The 18,605-nt window shown below is 61.5% G+C and carries 14 protein-coding genes and 1 tRNA gene; 12 read left to right on the plus strand and 3 right to left on the minus strand.

Translation table 11 applies throughout. The features are described from left to right. Positions 1 to 112 precede the first annotated feature (112 nt). Positions 113 to 199, minus strand: a tRNA-Leu gene (locus tag HBO12_RS14330). 224 nt (positions 200 to 423) lie between these two features. On the opposite strand from HBO12_RS14330, the gene rnr reads away from it, so the two are divergent. From rnr to HBO12_RS14370, 8 genes are all read left to right on the plus strand, one after another. Continuing rightward, entirely contained in the window at positions 424 to 3,060 is a 2,637-nt protein-coding gene (rnr, locus tag HBO12_RS14335) for a ribonuclease R (RefSeq protein WP_170042459.1), read from the plus strand. Further along, complete coding sequence (gene rlmB, locus HBO12_RS14340) at positions 3,057 to 3,812, plus strand: 23S rRNA (guanosine(2251)-2'-O)-methyltransferase RlmB (protein ID WP_003217493.1); 756 nt, start codon at positions 3,057 to 3,059, stop codon at positions 3,810 to 3,812. Before rnr ends, rlmB begins: the two co-directional genes overlap by 4 nt. 320 nt (positions 3,813 to 4,132) lie before the next feature. Further along, on the plus strand, positions 4,133 to 4,555 hold the full coding sequence (gene rpsF / locus HBO12_RS14345; protein WP_003217491.1) for a 30S ribosomal protein S6: 423 nt from the start codon (positions 4,133 to 4,135) through the stop codon (positions 4,553 to 4,555). A gap of 29 nt (positions 4,556 to 4,584) precedes the next feature. Beyond that, on the plus strand, positions 4,585 to 4,815 hold the full coding sequence (gene rpsR, locus HBO12_RS14350) for a 30S ribosomal protein S18 (protein ID WP_003171373.1): 231 nt from the start codon (positions 4,585 to 4,587) through the stop codon (positions 4,813 to 4,815). 36 nt (positions 4,816 to 4,851) lie between these two features. Next, entirely contained in the window at positions 4,852 to 5,745 is an 894-nt protein-coding gene (locus HBO12_RS14355; protein ID WP_170042461.1) for a YybS family protein, read from the plus strand. A gap of 18 nt (positions 5,746 to 5,763) precedes the next feature. After that, positions 5,764 to 6,210, plus strand: coding sequence for a 50S ribosomal protein L9 (gene rplI / locus HBO12_RS14360; RefSeq protein ID WP_003171376.1), 447 nt, complete (start codon positions 5,764 to 5,766; stop codon positions 6,208 to 6,210). Positions 6,211 to 6,318: 108 nt separating this feature from the next. Next, positions 6,319 to 7,713, plus strand: a complete 1,395-nt coding sequence (gene dnaB / locus HBO12_RS14365) for a replicative DNA helicase (RefSeq protein WP_038445597.1) — start codon at positions 6,319 to 6,321, stop codon at positions 7,711 to 7,713. Positions 7,714 to 7,812: 99 nt separating this feature from the next. Continuing rightward, positions 7,813 to 10,116, plus strand: coding sequence for a YgiQ family radical SAM protein (locus HBO12_RS14370; protein WP_169952196.1), 2,304 nt, complete (start codon positions 7,813 to 7,815; stop codon positions 10,114 to 10,116). Positions 10,117 to 10,211: 95 nt separating this feature from the next. Here the strand turns inward: HBO12_RS14370 and HBO12_RS14375 are convergent, their stop codons facing one another. Beyond that, positions 10,212 to 10,562 carry a hypothetical protein gene (locus HBO12_RS14375; RefSeq protein ID WP_170042463.1) on the minus strand — a complete coding sequence of 117 codons (351 nt, stop codon included), beginning with the start codon at positions 10,560 to 10,562 and terminating at the stop codon, positions 10,212 to 10,214. 23 nt (positions 10,563 to 10,585) lie between these two features. Here HBO12_RS14375 and HBO12_RS14380 point away from each other — a divergent pair, with 23 nt between their 5' ends. The 3 genes from HBO12_RS14380 to HBO12_RS14390 all read left to right on the plus strand — a co-directional run bounded on the left by HBO12_RS14380 (position 10,586) and on the right by HBO12_RS14390 (position 17,447). Further along, positions 10,586 to 13,870 carry a transglutaminase family protein gene (locus tag HBO12_RS14380; protein ID WP_170042465.1) on the plus strand — a complete coding sequence of 1,095 codons (3,285 nt, stop codon included), beginning with the start codon at positions 10,586 to 10,588 and terminating at the stop codon, positions 13,868 to 13,870. 194 nt (positions 13,871 to 14,064) lie between these two features. Further along, positions 14,065 to 16,551: a circularly permuted type 2 ATP-grasp protein gene (locus tag HBO12_RS14385; RefSeq protein WP_170042466.1), complete on the plus strand. Its 2,487-nt coding sequence runs from the start codon at positions 14,065 to 14,067 to the stop codon at positions 16,549 to 16,551. Beyond that, positions 16,551 to 17,447 (plus strand): transglutaminase family protein, encoded by an 897-nt coding sequence (locus tag HBO12_RS14390; protein ID WP_170042468.1) that lies wholly within the window; start codon positions 16,551 to 16,553, stop codon positions 17,445 to 17,447. Before HBO12_RS14385 ends, HBO12_RS14390 begins: the two co-directional genes overlap by 1 nt. An 81-nt stretch (positions 17,448 to 17,528) precedes the next feature. Here the strand turns inward: HBO12_RS14390 and HBO12_RS14395 are convergent, their stop codons facing one another. Beyond that, entirely contained in the window at positions 17,529 to 17,717 is a 189-nt protein-coding gene (locus HBO12_RS14395) for a hypothetical protein (RefSeq protein ID WP_169952186.1), read from the minus strand. Between the two features lie 382 nt (positions 17,718 to 18,099). On the opposite strand from HBO12_RS14395, the gene azu reads away from it, so the two are divergent. Continuing rightward, positions 18,100 to 18,546, plus strand: a complete 447-nt coding sequence (gene azu, locus HBO12_RS14400) for an azurin (RefSeq protein WP_169952184.1) — start codon at positions 18,100 to 18,102, stop codon at positions 18,544 to 18,546. Positions 18,547 to 18,605: the final 59 nt, after the last annotated feature.

Genomic DNA, 18,605 nt, shown 5'->3' on the forward strand with positions numbered 1-18,605 from the left:
CTGATTTGATTTTATAAATCAATTTTTCGGTTAAAAATCAAAGGCCTGTAACGCAAAAACCCGCTTTCGCGGGTTTTTGTGAGACTCAAGGCGCAAACCTCAAGTTTTGAATTGGTGCCCAGAAGAAGACTCGAACTTCCACGACCTTGCGGTCACCAGCACCTGAAGCTGGCGTGTCTACCAATTTCACCATCTGGGCAGTATCTTCAACGTTGCCGTCGTCGATGGCGCGCACTATACGGAGTGACTTTTGAGCTGTAAACCCCCGTCATCAAAAAAGCCTGGAAAATTTCGCGGGCGGTCGCGCAAGGTGGTTTTGCGGGGCTATAAAACGCATTTCCCGGCTAGTTATTGCTGGAAATTTCCCGTTTCAATACGCGTATGCCAAACTAACCCACATATAGACAAGGTGAAAACTCTCTAATGGCCGATTGGCAGTCCCTCGATCCCGAGGCCGCTCGTGAAGCGGAAAAATATGAAAACCCTATTCCTAGCCGCGAACTGATCCTGGCGCATCTCGCCGATCGGGGTTCGCCTGCTAGCCGCGAGCAGCTGGTTGAAGAATTCGGTCTGACCACCGAAGACCAACTCGAAGCGCTGCGCCGCCGCCTGCGCGCCATGGAGCGCGATGCACAGTTGATCTACACCCGCCGCGGCACTTACGCACCGGTGGACAAGCTCGACCTGATCCTTGGCCGCATTGCCGGTCACCGTGACGGCTTCGGCTTCCTGATCCCTGATGATGGCAGCGATGACCTGTTCATGAGCCCGGCGCAAATGCGCCTGGTGTTTGATGGCGACCGTGCCCTGGCGCGTGTGTCGGGCCTGGATCGTCGCGGTCGGCGCGAAGGCGTGATCGTCGAAGTGGTGTCCCGTGCCCACGAGTCCATCGTCGGCCGTTACTTCGAAGAAGGCGGCATCGGCTTCGTGATTCCGGACAACCCCAAGGTCCAGCAGGAAGTGCTGGTGACCCCGGGCCGCAACGGCGCTGCCAAGGTCGGTCAGTTCGTCGAGGTGAAAATCACCCACTGGCCAACCCCGCGCTTCCAACCACAGGGCGATATCGTCGAAGTGGTCGGCAACTACATGGCGCCGGGCATGGAAATCGACGTTGCGCTGCGCACCTACGATATTCCTCACGTCTGGCCTGAGGCAGTGCTCAAAGAAGCCGCCAAGCTCAAGCCGGAAGTCGAAGAAAAAGACAAAGAGAAACGCATCGACCTGCGCCATCTGCCGTTCGTCACCATTGACGGCGAAGATGCCCGCGACTTCGACGATGCGGTCTACTGCGAAGCCAAGCCCGGCAAGCTGCGCCTGTTCTCCGGCGGCTGGAAGTTGTTTGTCGCGATTGCCGACGTATCCAGCTACGTGAAGATCGGTTCGGCCCTGGATAACGAAGCCCAGGTGCGCGGCAACTCCGTGTACTTCCCTGAGCGCGTGATCCCGATGCTGCCGGAGCAGCTGTCCAACGGCCTGTGCTCCCTGAACCCGAAAGTCGACCGTTTGGCCATGGTGTGCGAGATGACTATCTCGAAAACCGGCGAAATGACCGATTACCAGTTCTATGAAGCGGTGATCCACTCCCAGGCGCGCCTGACCTACAACAAGGTCAGCACCATCCTGGAAACACCGAAGACCAGCGAAGCCAAGGCTTTGCGCAGCCAGTACGCCGACGTAGTCCCGCACCTCAAGCAGCTCTACTCGCTGTACAAGGTGTTGCTGGGCGCACGTCATGTGCGTGGCGCGATCGATTTTGAAACCCAGGAAACCCGGATCATTTTCGGTTCCGAGCGCAAAATCGCCGAAATCACGCCGACCACCCGTAATGACGCGCACAAGCTGATCGAGGAATGCATGCTGGCGGCCAACGTGGCCACCGCCGAATTCCTGAAAAAGCACGAGATTCCTGCGCTGTACCGAGTGCACGATGGTCCGCCGCCGGAGCGCCTGGAAAAACTGCGCGCCTTCCTCGGTGAGCTTGGCCTATCCCTGCACAAAGGCAAGGACGGCCCGTCGCCCAAGGACTACCAGGCTCTGCTGGCCAGCATCAAGGACCGTCCGGATTTCCACCTGATCCAGACCGTCATGCTGCGCTCCCTCAGCCAGGCGGTGTACAGCGCCGACAACCAGGGCCACTTCGGCCTGAATTACGAGGCGTATACCCACTTCACCTCGCCGATCCGCCGCTACCCGGACCTGCTCACGCACCGTGCTATCCGCAGCGTGATCCATTCCAAGCAGAACACCCCGCACGTCAAGCGTGCCGGTGCCATGACCATTCCGAAGGCACGGATCTATCCGTACGACGAAGCGGCCCTGGAACAGTTGGGCGAGCAGTGCTCCATGAGCGAGCGCCGTGCTGACGAAGCCACCCGTGACGTGGTGAACTGGCTCAAGTGCGAGTTCATGAAAGACCGCGTAGGCGAGTCGTTCCCGGGCGTGATCACCGCGGTGACTGGCTTTGGCCTGTTCGTCGAGCTGACCGATATCTACGTCGAAGGCCTGGTGCACGTCACTGCCTTGCCGGGTGACTACTACCACTTCGACCCTGTGCATCACCGCCTGGCGGGCGAGCGCACCGGTCGCAGCTTCCGCTTGGGCGATACCGTGGAAGTGCGGGTCATGCGCGTCGATCTCGACGAGCGCAAGATCGACTTCGAGATGGCCGAAAAAACCATCGATGCACCGATTGGTCGCAAGAAGCGTGGTGCTGAAACTGCAGCGCCGGCGAAAAAAGGCGCTCCGGCCAAAGCTGCCGCGGCTGTTGCCGCCGAGCCAGCCGCCAAGCCTGCTCGCCGTTCGTCGAGCAAGGAAAAGGTCAGTGACGCTTACCGCCCTAGCGATGCGGCGGCGAAAAACGCCGAGCTGCGCAAGAGTCGCGAGTTGAAGCAGCAGTTGCTCAATGAAGCCAAAAGCGGTGGTAAAGCGGCGTCTGGGGGAAAGTCCCAGGCCGCCGACAAGCCGTCGAGCAAACCGAGTAAACACCGTAAAGGCCCGCCAAAAGCGGGTTCGGCCCCTGCCAAGAGCGGCGGGTCGCGCAAACCTAAGGCCAAGTCATGAGTCTGGAAAAAATCTACGGCGTACACGCCGTAGAAGCGTTGCTGCGTCACCATCCCAAGCGCGTCAAGCAAGTGTGGTTGGCCGAAGGTCGTAGCGAGCCGCGCGTGCAAGCGTTGGTGGAGCTGGCCAACCAGAACAAGGTTGCCATCGGCCAGGCCGAGCGTCGCGAAATGGATGTGTGGGTCGAAGGCGTGCACCAGGGCGTGGTAGCGGACGTGAGTCCGAGCCAGGTCTGGGGCGAAGCGATGCTCGACGAGCTGCTGGACCGTACCGAAGGCGCGCCGCTGTTGCTGGTGCTGGACGGCGTGACCGACCCGCATAACCTCGGCGCCTGCCTGCGTTCGGCGGATGCTGCCGGTGCGCTGGCGGTGATCGTGCCTAAAGACAAGTCGGCCACGTTGACGCCGGTTGTGCGTAAAGTCGCCTGCGGCGCGGCGGAAGTGATTCCGCTGGTGGCCGTGACCAACCTGGCGCGCACCCTGGAAAAACTCCAGCAGCGCGGCTTGTGGGTCGTGGGCACGGCGGGGGAGGCCGAGGTCAGCATTTATGACCAGGACCTCACTGGCCCGACCATCCTGATCATGGGTGCCGAAGGCAAGGGTATGCGGCGCCTGACCCGTGAGCATTGCGATTACCTGGTGCACTTGCCGATGGCGGGTAGCGTCAGCAGCTTGAACGTATCGGTTGCGACCGGCGTATGCCTGTTCGAGGCGCAGCGTCAGCGCGGTGCCAAGGCCAAGGCCAAGAAGTAATCAGGTCTGGCGCAGGTCCAAATGTGGGAGCGGGCTTGTGTGGGAGCTGGCTCGCCTGCGATAGCATCACCTCAGTACACCTGATGTGCCGAGGTGTCTGCATCGCAGGCAAGCCAGCTCCCACACAAGCCTGTTCCCACATTGGTTTTTGGTCAAATAATCACCAATTGCCTTGCACCCTTTCTCCCCCTTCTCTACAATTGCGCCCCTTGCCTTCCTGGCGGGCACCGATGTGCCTCCCTTCGGCAAGATTCCTAAGTGTCATTCACTCCTTGTCTGACCGTTTTTGAGCGGCAGGCTACAACCCGTAAGGAGCATTCATGCGTCATTACGAAATCATCTTTTTGGTCCACCCGGATCAAAGCGAGCAAGTCGGCGGCATGGTTGAGCGTTACACCAAGCTGATCGAAGAAGACGGCGGCAAAATCCACCGTCTGGAAGATTGGGGCCGTCGTCAACTGGCCTACGCAATCAACAATGTTCACAAGGCTCACTACGTGATGCTGAACGTTGAGTGCACTGGCAAGGCCCTGGCCGAGCTGGAAGACAACTTCCGCTACAACGATGCAGTGATCCGTAACCTGGTCATCCGTCGCGAAGAAGCCGTTACCGGCCAATCCGAGATGCTCAAGGCTGAAGAAAACCGCAGTGAGCGCCGTGAGCGTCGCGACCGTCCTGAGCACGAAGGCGCTGAAAGCGCTGATAGTGATGACAGCGACAACAGCGATAACGCTGACGAGTAATCCACGGACCTTATTAAGGAGCCTATCAAATGGCACGTTTCTTCCGTCGTCGTAAGTTTTGCCGCTTCACCGCTGAAGAAGTGAAGGAGATCGACTACAAAGATCTCAACACTCTGAAAGCCTACGTATCCGAGACCGGCAAAATTGTTCCAAGCCGTATCACCGGTACCAAAGCTCGTTATCAGCGTCAGCTGGCCACCGCTATCAAGCGCGCCCGCTTCCTGGCCCTGCTGGCCTACACCGACAGCCACGGCCGCTGAGACCGGGCAGTCGACAAGTAGTAAGGGATTGAATGCATGCGCGCCTTAGCTGAGTTCATCATGCGCGGTCGTGTGCAGGCCACTCTGGTAGTGGCTGGATGTGCTGCATTGCCGTTGTTGTATTGGTTGGGTGCTGCCGCAGGAAGCCTTGTGCTGCTGCGGCGCGGTTTGAAGGACGCCCTGGGCGTCCTTGCCCTGGGGTTGCTGCCGGCCTTGATCTGGTGGCTGCAATTCGACGATCCACGGGTACTTCTGGTACTGCTGGGGTCTTCGAGCCTTGCGTTGGTTCTGCGCGCAAGTGAGTCCTGGGTCCGTACGCTGCTGGTCAGCGTGGCATTGGGAGTGGTGTATTCAGTGGTGCTTGGCGCGGCTTTCCGCCCGCAAATCGAGGCGCTGTCGCAGGAGTTGGTAAAAATCCTGCCACTGGCCCTCGGGGATCTCTACCAGCAATTGTCGGTAGATGAGCGAGCGCGCATGGCCACACTGATTGCTCCGGTCCTTACCGGCCTGATAGCGGCACTGTTGCAGATCGTCAGTGTGCTGAGCCTGATTCTTGGGCGCTACTGGCAGGCGTTGTTGTATAACCCAGGTGGTTTTGGTCGCGAGTTTCGCAGTATCAGAATCCCCGCAGGACCAGCGATGTTGCTGCTGGCGTGCATGCTTGTAGGGCCGAACTTCGGTCCGCAAATGGCCATGTTGACGCCGTTGTGCAGCGTACCGCTGGTGATTGCCGGGCTGGCCCTGATTCACGGGCTGGTGGCGCAAAAGCGCCTGGCCAGGTTCTGGCTGGTGGGGTTGTACGTGACGCTGTTGCTGTTTATGCAACTGATCTATCCGTTACTCGTGGTCTTGGCCATTGTCGACGGCCTGATTGATTTTCGCGGTCGTCTGGCGCCGAAAGACGCCGATAACGCGAACGGTGAAGGTTAAAAGTTAGAGGATTTTCACATGCAACTGATCCTTCTGGAAAAAGTCGCCAACCTGGGCAACCTGGGCGACAAAGTAAACGTTAAGGCCGGCTACGGTCGTAACTACCTGCTGCCATACGGCAAAGCCACCGCTGCAACCGCTGCCAACCTGGCCGCGTTTGAAGAGCGTCGCGCTGAGCTGGAAAAAGCTGCAGCAGACAAGAAAGCTTCGGCTGAAACCCGTGCCGCCCAACTGGCTGAGCTGGAAGTGACTATCACTGCCACCGCCGGTGACGAAGGCAAGCTGTTCGGTTCGATCGGCACCCACGACATCGCTGATGCACTGACCGCCTCCGGCGTTGAAGTGCAGAAGAGCGAAGTTCGTCTGCCGAACGGCACCATCCGCAACGTAGGCGAATTCGACGTAGCCGTGCACCTGCACGCTGAAGTTGAAGCCACCGTACGCGTTGTAGTGGTAGCAGCTTAAAGCAAGCTAACTGACTGGCACCCCCGGTGCCAGGCGGTTAACATCGGGCACGATCCTGTTTACAGGTCGTGCCTTTTGTTTTTTCAGACCCCCTAATTTCAAGTGGCCATGAACGATATCTCCGCTCCTGAGCAATACGATCTGCAAACCGCTGCCCTGAAGGTGCCGCCGCATTCCATCGAGGCCGAACAGGCCGTGCTCGGTGGCTTGATGCTGGACAACAACGCCTGGGAACGCGTGCTCGATCAAGTCTCGGACGGTGATTTCTATCGCCATGACCACCGCCTGATTTTCCGCGCCATCGCCAAACTGGCCGACCTTAACTCCCCCATCGATGTCGTGACCCTTGCCGAGCAATTGGACAAGGAAGGTCAGACCTCGCAGGTGGGCGGCCTCGGTTACCTGGGCGAATTGGCGAAAAACACGCCATCTGTCGCCAACATCAAGGCCTACGCGCAGATCGTTCGCGCACGGGCCACCTTGCGACAGCTGATTGGCATCGCCACGGAAATCGCCGACAGCGCCTTCAACCCCGAAGGCCGCACGGCAGAAGAAATCCTGGATGAAGCCGAACGGCAGATCTTCCAGATCGCCGAAGCGCGGCCCAAGACCGGCGGCCCGGTCAGCGTCAACGACCTGTTGACCAAGGCCATCGACCGCATCGACACGCTGTTTAACACCGACAATGCCATCACCGGCCTGTCCACTGGCTACACCGACCTCGACGGCATGACCAGCGGCCTGCAACCGGCTGACTTGATCATCGTCGCCGGTCGTCCGTCCATGGGTAAGACCACGTTTGCCATGAACCTGGTGGAGAACGCGGTACTGCGCAGCGAGAAGGCCGTACTGGTGTACTCCCTGGAGATGCCAGGTGAATCGCTGATCATGCGGATGCTCTCGTCCCTGGGCCGCATCGACCAGACCAAGGTGCGTGCCGGTCGCCTCGAAGACGACGATTGGCCGCGCCTGACCTCGGCGGTCAACCTGCTCAACGACCGTAAGCTGTTCATCGACGACACCGCGGGCATCAGCCCGTCGGAAATGCGCGCACGCACCCGGCGCCTGGTGCGTGAGCACGGCGATGTCGGCCTGATCATGATCGACTACCTGCAATTGATGCAGATCCCTGGTTCCGGCGGCGACAACCGGACCAACGAGATTTCCGAAATCTCGCGCTCCCTCAAGGCCCTGGCCAAGGAGTTCAACTGCCCGGTGGTTGCGCTCTCGCAGCTCAACCGCTCCCTGGAGCAGCGCCCGAACAAACGTCCGATCAACTCCGACTTGCGTGAATCCGGAGCGATCGAGCAGGATGCCGACGTGATCATGTTCGTGTACCGGGACGAGGTTTATCACCCGGAGACCGAACACAAAGGCATCGCCGAGATCATTATCGGTAAGCAGCGGAACGGGCCGATCGGCACCACGCGCCTGGCGTTTATCGGTAAATACACACGTTTCGAAAACCTCGCGCCGGGCAGCTACAACTTCGAGGACGAGTAAAAGACGGTCTCGCCAATTCCGACTGCAAAGGTCGGAATTGGTCAAAATTTGTGCTATATTCCGCGCCCGCGATTTTTCATCTCAACACCGGTCACCGTCATGCAAACAGCCAAGCCGTTATTTGACTATCCCAAGTATTGGGCCGAATGTTTCGGTCCAGCGCCATTCCTGCCCATGAGCAGGGAGGAGATGGATCAGCTTGGCTGGGATTCATGCGACATCATCATCGTCACCGGCGATGCCTACGTTGACCATCCGTCGTTTGGCATGGCGATCATCGGCCGGCTGCTGGAGTCCCAGGGCTTTCGCGTCGGGATCATTGCCCAGCCCAACTGGCAGTCCAAAGACGACTTCATGAAGCTCGGCGAGCCGAACCTGTTCTTCGGCGTCGCGGCCGGCAACATGGATTCGATGATCAACCGCTACACCGCCGACAAGAAAATCCGCTCCGACGACGCCTACACCCCAGGCGGCATGGCCGGCAAACGCCCGGACCGGGCGAGCCTGGTGTACAGCCAGCGCTGCAAGGAAGCCTACAAAAACGTGCCGATCGTGCTCGGTGGTATCGAGGCTTCGCTGCGCCGCATCGCCCACTACGACTATTGGCAGGACCGGGTGCGCAACTCGATCCTGATCGACGCCACCGCCGATATCCTGCTGTACGGCAACGCCGAACGGGCGATTGTCGAAGTTGCCCAGCGCCTGTCGTGGGGCCACAAGATCGAAGACATCACCGACGTGCGCGGCACCGCGTTCATTCGCCGTGACACGCCGGAAGGCTGGTACGAAGTGGACTCCACCCGTATCGACCGTCCGGGCAAGATCGACAAGATCATCAACCCGTACGTGAATACCCAGGACACCCAGGCCTGTGCCATCGAGCAGGAAAAGGGCCCGGTTGAAGACCCGGAAGAGGCCAAGGTCGTACAGATCCTGGCCAGCCCGCGCATGACCCGTGACAAGACGGTCATTCGTCTGCCGTCCGTGGAAAAAGTCCGTGGCGACTCGGTGCTGTATGCCCACGCCAACCGCGTGCTCCACCTGGAAACCAACCCAGGCAACGCCCGCGCGCTGGTACAGAAGCATGGCGAAGTGGACGTGTGGTTCAACCCGCCGCCCATTCCCATGACCACCGAAGAAATGGACTACGTGTTCGGCATGCCTTACGCCCGTGTCCCACACCCGGTGTATGGCAAAGAGAAGATCCCCGCCTACGACATGATCCGTTTCTCGGTGAACATCATGCGTGGCTGCTTCGGCGGCTGTACCTTCTGCTCGATCACCGAGCACGAAGGCCGGATCATCCAGAACCGTTCCGAAGAGTCGATCATTCGCGAGATCGAAGAAATCCGCGACAAAGTCCCGGGCTTTACCGGGGTGATTTCCGACCTCGGTGGGCCGACCGCGAACATGTACCGCATTGCCTGCAAGAGCCCGGAAATCGAATCCGCGTGCCGCAAGCCGTCCTGCGTATTCCCAGGCATCTGCCCGAACCTGAACACCGACCACTCGTCGTTGATCCAGCTGTACCGCAGCGCCCGTGCGTTGCCGGGTGTGAAGAAGATTCTGATCGCTTCCGGCCTGCGCTACGACCTGGCCGTGGAGTCGCCGGAATATGTCAAAGAGCTGGTGACCCACCACGTCGGTGGTTACCTGAAGATCGCCCCGGAACACACCGAGGAAGGTCCGCTCAACCAGATGATGAAACCGGGCATCGGCAGCTATGACAAGTTCAAGCGCATGTTCGAGAAGTACACCAAGGAAGCGGGCAAGGAGCAGTACCTGATCCCGTACTTCATCGCCGCCCACCCCGGCACCACCGATGAAGACATGATGAACCTGGCCCTGTGGCTCAAGGGCAATGGCTTCCGTGCCGACCAGGTGCAGGCGTTCTACCCCTCGCCAATGGCCACCGCCACCGCGATGTACCACTCGGGCAAGAACCCGCTGCGCAAGGTCACCTACAAGAGCGACGCGGTGACCATCGTCAAGAGCGAAGACCAGCGCCGTCTGCACAAGGCGTTCCTGCGCTACCACGACCCCAAAGGCTGGCCGATGCTGCGTGAAGCGCTGACGCGCATGGGCCGCGCCGACCTGATCGGGCCGGGCAAGGAGCAGTTGATCCCGCTGCACCAGCCGTCCACCGACAGCTACCAGAGTGCTCGTCGCAAGAACTCGACGCCGGTGGGCAGCCATAAGGTCGCCAAGGAAACCACCACCAAGATCCTCACCCAGCACACCGGCCTGCCGCCCCGTGGCAGCGACGGCAGCAACCCGTGGGACAAGCGCGAACAAGCCAAGGCCGCGGCCATGGCGCGCAACAAGCAGGCAGCTAAAGAACGCACTGACGCGGCGAAGGGCAAAGGCAAGAAGCCTGCGCGCAAGCCGGTCGTGCCGCGTTGATCGCCGCCTGAAATGCAAAACGCCAGCCTCCGTGCTGGCGTTTTGCTTTGTCGCGGGTGGGAAACCTGCTTGTTAAGGTGGCGCCCGTCAAGCCGTCATCGCAGGCAAGCCAGCTCCCACATCTGATCAGGTTCACAATTTAAAATTGTGGGGGCTGGCTTGCCTGCGATGACGCCAGACCAGCCACCCTCGACCTCGAGAGAGAAAACCAGCTCAACATCAAGCACCAGCGCCACATACTCCATGCGCCAAGCCGTCATCGCCGCGCGCAAAACGCGCTGATTGGGTAGATTCACCACTGCGCCCCGCGCTTGCGCCACAAATATGTGCAACCCTCGCACCACGGCGGTCACTCTCGCGCCGTTTTGGTGCTGTACTGCACCGGGTCCCTCGATAAAGCGCAATGACCGCCGCACTGGCATAAGTCTTGCGCGCTTTGTTTCCATGCCCTGGCTCGCAGGAGGCCGCCGTGTCGATTCATGTCGCGTTGCACCACGTTACGCATTACCGCTACGACCGCGCTGTGGAGCTTGGCCCGCAGATTGTACGCCTGCGCCCGGCAGCCCATAGCCGCACGCGGATCCTGTCCTACGCGCTGAAGGTGCTGCCCGAGCAGCATTTCATCAATTGGCAGCAAGATCCCCAGGGCAATTACCTGGCGCGCCTGGTGTTCCCGGAAAAGACTGACGAGCTGCGCATCGAGGTCGATCTGGTGGCCGAGATGGCGGTGTTCAATCCGTTCGACTTTTTCCTTGAGCCCTACGCCGAACACATCCCCTTCAGCTACGCCGCCGATGAGCAGCGCGAGCTGGCACCGTATCTGGAAACCCTGCCGCTGACCCCCAAGTTTGCCGCGTACTTGGCCGGTATCGACCGCACGCCGCTGCCGGCCGTGGATTTCCTGGTCGGCCTCAACCAGCGCCTGGCCGCCGATATCGGCTACCTGATCCGCATGGAGCCTGGCGTACAAACCCCCGAATTCACCCTGGAAAACGCCTCCGGCTCCTGCCGTGACTCGGCCTGGCTGCTGGTGCAATTGCTGCGCAACCTGGGCTTGGCGGCACGGTTTGTCTCCGGCTACCTGATCCAGTTGACCGCCGACGTCAAGGCCCTCGACGGGCCCTCCGGTACCGAGGTGGACTTCACCGACCTGCATGCCTGGTGCGAGGTGTACTTGCCCGGTGCCGGCTGGATTGGCCTGGATGCCACCTCCGGCCTGTTCGCTGGTGAAGGGCATATCCCGTTGGCGTGTAGCCCCGATCCATCGTCTGCCGCCCCGATCAGTGGGCTGGTGGAACCGTGCGAGTGCGAATTTACCCACGAAATGTCGGTAGAGCGCATCTGGGAAGCGCCGCGCGTCACCAAGCCCTACACCGAAGAGCAATGGCTGGCGATCCAGGCCCTCGGGCGGCAGATTGATAGCGACCTGCTCAGGGACGATGTGCGCCTGACCATGGGCGGCGAGCCGACATTTGTTTCCATCGACGACCCCGACAGCGCCGAGTGGAACACCGCCGCCCTCGGCCCGGACAAGCGCCGGCTGTCTGCCGAGCTGTTCCAGCGCATGCGCAAGCACTACGCGCCCAAGGGCCTGGTGCACTTCGGCCAGGGCAAGTGGTACCCCGGCGAGCAACTGCCGCGCTGGTCGCTCAATTGCCATTGGCGTCGGGACGGCGTGCCGGTCTGGCACAACGACGCGTTGATTGCCGACGAGCAGCAGGACTACGGTGCGGATGACGTGATGGCCGGGCGCTTCCTGGCGAGCATTGCCGAGCGCCTGAAGCTCCCCGCACGCTTTGTATTCCCGGCCTTCGAGGACAATTTTTACTACCTGTGGCGCGAAGGAGCCTTGCCGCAGAACGTCAGCCCCCAGGATTCGCGCCTGGACGATGAGCTGGAGCGTGAACGCCTGCGCAAGGTGTTCAGCCAGGGCCTGGATAAAGTCATCGGCCACGTACTGCCCCTGGCGCGCACGGCGGCCAACGACCGCTGGCAGAGTGGCCGTTGGTACCTGCGCGACACCCACTGCCGGCTGGTGCCGGGTGATTCGCCACTGGGCTATCGCCTGCCCCTGGCCGCGCAGCCCTGGGTGACGGCGGCAGATTACCCCTTTGTGCATCCGACCGATCCCAATCAGGATCTGCCGGCGCTGGCCATCACCACGCCAGGCCCTGGCGAGCCTGCGCCCAGCGATGAGCGTGTGCCCAAGATCGACGAGTCTGCCGACTGGCTGACCCGTACCGCCTTGTGCGCCGAAGCGCGGGGCGGGCGGCTCTACCTGTTCATGCCGCCCCTGGAGCGGGTCGAGGATTACCTGGAGTTGGTGAGTGCCATCGAGGCCACCGCCCAGGAACTGCATTGCCCGGTGCTGCTGGAAGGTTACGAGCCGCCGAGTGACCCACGCCTGAGCAACTTCCGTGTGACGCCAGACCCTGGCGTGATCGAAGTCAACGTGCAGCCGTCCGCCACCTGGGACGAACTGGTGGAGCGCACCGAGTTCCTCTATGAAGAGGCCCGGCAAACCCGCCTGACCACCGAAAAATTCATGATCGACGGGCGCCACACCGGCACCGGCGGCGGTAACCACTTTGTGCTGGGTGGGGCCACGCCCAAGGATTCGCCGTTCCTGCGCCGCCCGGACCTGTTGCGCAGCCTGATCAGCTACTGGCATAACCACCCGTCGCTGTCGTACCTGTTTTCCGGGCTGTTTATCGGCCCGACCTCCCAGGCACCACGGGTGGATGAGGCGCGCAACGACGCGCTGTATGAACTGGAAATCGCCTTCGCGCAAATGCCGGCGCCAGGCGAGGAATGCCCGCCGTGGCGGGTGGACCGCTTGCTGCGCAACCTGTTGATCGACGTCACCGGCAATACCCACCGCGCCGAATTCTGCATCGACAAGCTCTACTCGCCGGATGGCGCCACCGGGCGCCTGGGCCTGCTGGAGTTGCGCGCTTTTGAAATGCCGCCCCATGCGCGCATGAGCCTGACCCAACAGTTGCTGCTGCGCGCCCTGGTGGCGCGCTTCTGGCGTGAGCCCTACGCGCCGCCGAAGCTGGCGCGCTGGGGCACGGAGCTGCACGATCGCTTCCTGCTGCCGCACTTTATCGAGCAGGACTTTGCCGACGTAATTGTCGAGCTCAACGCCACCGGTTATCCGCTGCGTGCCGAGTGGTTCGCGGCACACCTGGAGTTTCGCTTTCCCAAGGTCGGCGACTATGCCGTCAGCGGTATCGAGTTGGAACTGCGCCAGGCCCTGGAGCCCTGGCATGTACTGGGCGAAGAGGGCGCGGCGGGCGGTACGGTGCGCTATGTGGATTCATCCCTTGAGCGCCTGCAGGTAAAACTCAGCGGCCTGGCGCCACAGCGCTATGTGCTGACCTGCAACGGGGTGGCCGTGCCACTGCACGCTACCGGCCGGGTCGGCGAGTTTGTGGCGGGTGTGCGTTATCGCGCCTGGCAACCGGCCAATTGCCTGCAGCCGACCATCGCCGTGCATGCGCCGTTGGTATTCGACTTGCTGGATACCTGGATGCAACGCTCCCTGGGTGGTTGCCAATACCACGTGGCCCATCCGGGCGGGCGCAATTACGACAGCTTGCCGGTGAATGCCAACGAAGCGGAAAGCCGACGCATGGCGCGGTTCTTCCGTTTGGGCCACAGCCCGGGGAAATTGCCGGTGCCGACGGTGGTGATCAACGATGAACTGCCAATGACCCTGGATCTGCGGCGCTTCGCCAATAAAAATGACTAAACACAACTCCACCTATAGGAGCGGGCTTGTGTGGGAGCGGGCTTGCCCGCGATGACGGAGTACCAGCCAGTACATGCATTGGCCGACCCACCGCTATCGCGAGCAAACCCGCTCCCACGCAAGCCCAGTTTCCACAGAGGATTTGCAATGTTTGTTGGGTTAATCTGAGCCCCCTTGCCCCTGCCGAGCGTTCCATGTCCGACTTGCTCGACCGTTACCCGCTGACTGCGGGCACCTATCACGAACTGCTGGATGACAGCGGCGCCGTGCGCGCCCATTGGCAGCGCCTGCTCGACCATCTGCAACGCAGCACCCCGGCGCAACTGGCCCAGCGCCAGGCGTTGTTGACGCGGCAGATCCAGGAAAACGGCGTGACCTACAACGTCTATGCCGACCCCAAGGGCGCCGATCGCCCATGGGAACTGGACCTGCTGCCCCACGTATTGGCGGCGGATGAGTGGGCGCATTTGTCGGCAGGCATTGCCCAACGCGCGCGCTTGCTCAATGCGGTGCTGGCCGACCTGTACGGCCCGCAACGCCTGATTGCCGAAGGCTTGCTGCCGGCAGAGCTGGTGTTTGGGCATAACAACTTCCTGTGGCCTTGCCAGGGCATCCAGCCGCCCGATGGGGTGTTCCTGCACCTGTACGCGGTGGACCTGGCGCGCACCCCGGATGGCCGCTGGTGGGTCACGGCGGACCGTACCCAGGCGCCGTCCGGTGCCGGCTACGCCCTGGAAAACCGCACCATCGTTTCCCGCGCATTCCCGGATTTGTATCGCGACTTGCAGGTGCAGCACCTCACCGGGTTCTTCCGCACCTTGCAGGAAACCCTGGCCCGCCAGGCCCCCGGCGATGACCAGCCGCCGCTGATCGTGCTGCTGACCCCAGGGCGCTTCAATGAAAGCTATTTCGAACACCTGTACCTGGCCCGCCAGCTTGGCTACCCCCTGGTAGAAGGCGGCGACCTGACCGTGCGCGACAGCACCGTGTACCTGAAAACCCTCAGCGGCCTGCGCCGCGTGCACGCGATCATGCGGCGGCTGGACGATGATTTTTGCGACCCCCTGGAGCTGCGCACCGACTCGGCCCTGGGCGTGCCCGGCCTGCTGGACGCGGTGCGCCAGGGCAATGTGCTGGTGGCCAACGCCCTGGGCGCCGGCGTGCTGGAGTCCCCTGGGCTGCTGGGTTTCCTGCCGAAGATCAATCAGTTTCTGTTTGGCGAAGAACTGATCCTGCCGTCCATCGCCACTTGGTGGTGCGGCGAAGCGCCGGTGCTGGCCGAAGCCCTGGAAAAACTGCCGGAGCTGCTGATCAAGCCAGCATTTCCCTCGCAGAGTTTTGCCCCGGTATTTGGCCGCGACTTGAATGCCGAACAACGCCAGGCCCTGGCCGAACGCATGCAGGCGCGCCCATACGCCTACGTGGCCCAGGAGCTGGCGCAGCTGTCTCAGGCGCCGGTCTGGCACACCGTGGATGACCATCTGCAACATCGCGCCATCGGCATGCGTGTGTACGCGGTGGCCGGTGAGGATGGCTACCGGGTGCTGCCGGGTGGCCTGACCCGCGTGGCAGCCCATGCGGACGCCGAAGTGGTGTCGATGCAGCGTGGCGGGGCGAGCAAGGACACCTGGGTGCTGGGCGAGCGTGCCCCCGGCGGCGAGCAATGGCGCGCGCAAAGGGTGATCGGCACCCATGACCTGGTGCGCCGCGATCCGTACCTGCCGTCGCGCGTGGTAGAAAACCTGTTCTGGTTCGGCCGCTACTGCGAGCGCTGCGATGACAGCGCGCGCTGGCTGCGCATCGTCCTCGCCCGCTATGTCGATGGTGACGACCCGTTGGCCTTGCAGGCCGCCGTGGAACTCGGCGAAAGCCTGCGCCTGCTGCCGGAGGAGGGCGAGTTGCCCGAGCGCCTGCTACAGGCCCTGCTCGGTGATGACTGGCCGTCGAGCCTGCGTGCCAACCTGCAGCGCTTGCAGTGGGCGGCGTCCCAGGTGCGCGGCAAGCTGTCCCGGGAGAACTGGCAGGCTCTGGTGGAGCTGCAGCGCGAAGCCATAGAGCTGGAGCGCGAAGCGCCGGACTTTGGCCAGTTGCTGGACTTCCTCAACCGCCTGGTGATGTCCCTGGCGGCGCTGTCCGGCTTTGCCCTCGACGACATGACCCGCGACGAAGGCTGGCGTTTTCTGATGATGGGCCGGCGCATCGAGCGCCTGCAATTTCTCAGCAGCAGCCTCGCGGCCTTCCTGCGCGGGGTGGCGGTGTTCGACCAGGCCGGGCTGGAATGGTTGCTGGAGCTGGGCAACAGCAGCATCACCTACCGTTCGCGCTACCTGGCGGTGCCGCAATTGATTCCGGTGCTGGACCTGCTGTTGCTGGATGAACAGAACCCCCATGCGGTGCTGTTCCAGCTCAAGCTGGTGAGCCGCACCTTGCGTCGGCTCAACGATGATTTCGGCGTGCCCCGCGAGGCCGGGCTGGCGCCGTTGGTAGAGCGCCTGGCGCGCTTTGACCTGGGCTGCCTGGAGAACCCGCTGTTTGGTGATGCCAGCGTGCGCGCGGCCCTCGATGGCCTGGCGGACCTGCTGCAGGCCGTCGCCGATGAAAGCGGGCAGGTCTCCGATCGCCTGGCCCTGCGCCATTTTGCCCATGTAGATGATGTCAGCCAGCAAACGGTGTCTGTGTGATGAGCGCGCGCTACCAGATATTTCACGATACCCATTACCACTATGACAGCCCGGTGTCCCTGGCCCAGCAACTGGCGCACTTATGGCCGCGCCCGTGTGCCTGGCAGCGCTGCACTTTGCGGCAACTGGAGATCAGCCCCGAGCCGACGGCGCGTCGTGACGAGCTGGACGTGTTTGGCAACCCGATCACCCGGCTGGCGTTCGAGCGGCCCCATGATGAATTGCTGGTCAACGCTGGCTTGACCGTGGAAGTGCTGGCCCGGCCTGTGCTGGACTTCAGCCAGTCACCGCCCTGGGACCAGACCCGCAACCGCCTGACCTACAGCGGCCAGCCATTGTCGTTGGAGGCCATCGAGGCGTGCCGCTATCGTTTCGAGTCGCCCTACGTGCACTTGAAGAAAAACTTCGTCGAGTTCTCCCAGAGCTGCTTTGCGCCCGGCCGGCCGCTGTTGCTGGGGGTACAGGCGTTGATGGAGAAGATTTTTTGCGAGTTCACCTTCGATGCCGAAGCCACCCAGGTGGCCACGCCGCTGGTGGAGGTGCTGGAGCGTCGACGGGGTGTGTGCCAGGACTTTGCCCACCTGATGCTCGCCTGCCTGCGCTCACGGGGCCTGGCGGCGCGTTATATCAGTGGCTACCTGCTGACCCAGCCGCCGCCCGGCCAGCCACGGCTGATCGGCGCCGATGCGTCGCACGCATGGGTGTCGGTGTTTTGCCCGTTGTCGGGCTGGGTGGATTTTGATCCGACCAACAATGTGCAGCCGGCACTGGAACACATCACCCTGGCCTGGGGCCGGGATTTCTCCGATGTCTCGCCGTTGCGCGGGGTGATCCTGGGAGGGGGCAGCCATGACCCGGAAGTGCGAGTGACGGTGATGCCATTAGACCCACTGTAAGAGCCGGCTTGCCGGCGACAGTGGTCTACCGGGCGCCGCCATCGCCGGCAAGCCGACTCCTACATAAGCCTGTGTGGTTACTCAGGCCTCGGGTGCCTGGTCTTTCGGTGTTTGGGTATCGTCAGCAGCCACTTCACCCTCGGCATCCGGGTTCAGTGCGCCTGCTTCTTCGTCGGCCGCAGCTTTCTTGCGTTGCAGCTTTTCCTCTTTCTTCTGTTCCTTGGCCAAGTCTCTCTGACGTTTGGCGAAGGAGTAATTAGGTTTTGCCATGGGCGATCCTCTGGGGTCGAAGGTGAGGTTGAGCGGCGGGTATTCTGCCTTTAAACGTGCCCCAAGGGTTAATCGGGTTTCAGAATCGCCTCTCTAGGTTAAACGTTAGTCGACATTAACCGTTTCGTAAGTACCGCTGGCGCCACAGGCATAAGCGGCAAGCAGGCTGCATAACAGGCTATTGAGGTGCATGGCTCGGACTCCAGGAAACAAAGATGAGCCGATCATAGGCCCCGTGCGGCACTTTGGCTGGTTGATTCTGTCGATCAGTCTGATAGCCTAAAGTTGTATACAATTTGTTGATTCAGATCATTGGAACATCTGCCTGCCTCAGGCACCCTTGTCGCATATGCGTTTTCTAAACCCTGCCTTGGAGATTCACATGTTTGCCAAAATCGTTGCTGTTTCCCTGCTGACTCTGGCTAGCGGCCAGTTGCTTGCTGCAGAGTGCAAGGTCACTGTCGACTCCACCGACCAAATGTCCTTTGACACCAAGGCCATTGAAATCGACAAGAGCTGCAAGACGTTCACCGTTGAGCTCAAGCACTCCGGTAACCTGCCAAAGAACGTCATGGGCCATAACTGGGTGCTGACCACTGAGGCGGATATGCAGCCGGTTGCAACCGAAGGCATGGCCGCCGGTATCGACAACAACTACCTGAAAAAAGACGACGCCCGCATCATCGCCCACACCAAGATCATCGGCGCTGGCGAGACTGATTCGGTGACTTTCGACGTGTCCAAGCTCAAGGCTGACGGCAAGTACATGTTCTTCTGCTCGTTCCCAGGCCACATCTCGATGATGAAAGGCACTGTGACCCTGAAGTAAGGCCACAGGCCGCGTTATCGTTCATCACCGGCAAGCCCGCCCCCACATTTTGATGTATG

The organism is Pseudomonas sp. WS 5059, from assembly GCF_012985525.1.
Taxonomy (GTDB): Bacteria; Pseudomonadota; Gammaproteobacteria; order Pseudomonadales; family Pseudomonadaceae; genus Aquipseudomonas.

What these genes read in the sequence shown, in the direction of transcription:
- rnr (WP_170042459.1), top strand. Translation starts at nt 424, where the DNA reads ATGGCCGATTGGCAGTCCCTCGATCCCGAGGCCGCTCGTGAAGCGGAA.
- rlmB (WP_003217493.1), top strand. Translation starts at nt 3,057, where the DNA reads ATGAGTCTGGAAAAAATCTACGGCGTACACGCCGTAGAAGCGTTGCTG.
- rpsF (WP_003217491.1), top strand. Translation starts at nt 4,133, where the DNA reads ATGCGTCATTACGAAATCATCTTTTTGGTCCACCCGGATCAAAGCGAG.
- rpsR (WP_003171373.1), top strand. Translation starts at nt 4,585, where the DNA reads ATGGCACGTTTCTTCCGTCGTCGTAAGTTTTGCCGCTTCACCGCTGAA.
- HBO12_RS14355 (WP_170042461.1), top strand. Translation starts at nt 4,852, where the DNA reads ATGCGCGCCTTAGCTGAGTTCATCATGCGCGGTCGTGTGCAGGCCACT.
- rplI (WP_003171376.1), top strand. Translation starts at nt 5,764, where the DNA reads ATGCAACTGATCCTTCTGGAAAAAGTCGCCAACCTGGGCAACCTGGGC.
- dnaB (WP_038445597.1), top strand. Translation starts at nt 6,319, where the DNA reads ATGAACGATATCTCCGCTCCTGAGCAATACGATCTGCAAACCGCTGCC.
- HBO12_RS14370 (WP_169952196.1), top strand. Translation starts at nt 7,813, where the DNA reads ATGCAAACAGCCAAGCCGTTATTTGACTATCCCAAGTATTGGGCCGAA.
- HBO12_RS14375 (WP_170042463.1), bottom strand. Translation starts at nt 10,562, where the DNA reads ATGGAAACAAAGCGCGCAAGACTTATGCCAGTGCGGCGGTCATTGCGC.
- HBO12_RS14385 (WP_170042466.1), top strand. Translation starts at nt 14,065, where the DNA reads ATGTCCGACTTGCTCGACCGTTACCCGCTGACTGCGGGCACCTATCAC.
- HBO12_RS14390 (WP_170042468.1), top strand. Translation starts at nt 16,551, where the DNA reads ATGAGCGCGCGCTACCAGATATTTCACGATACCCATTACCACTATGAC.
- HBO12_RS14395 (WP_169952186.1), bottom strand. Translation starts at nt 17,717, where the DNA reads ATGGCAAAACCTAATTACTCCTTCGCCAAACGTCAGAGAGACTTGGCC.
- azu (WP_169952184.1), top strand. Translation starts at nt 18,100, where the DNA reads ATGTTTGCCAAAATCGTTGCTGTTTCCCTGCTGACTCTGGCTAGCGGC.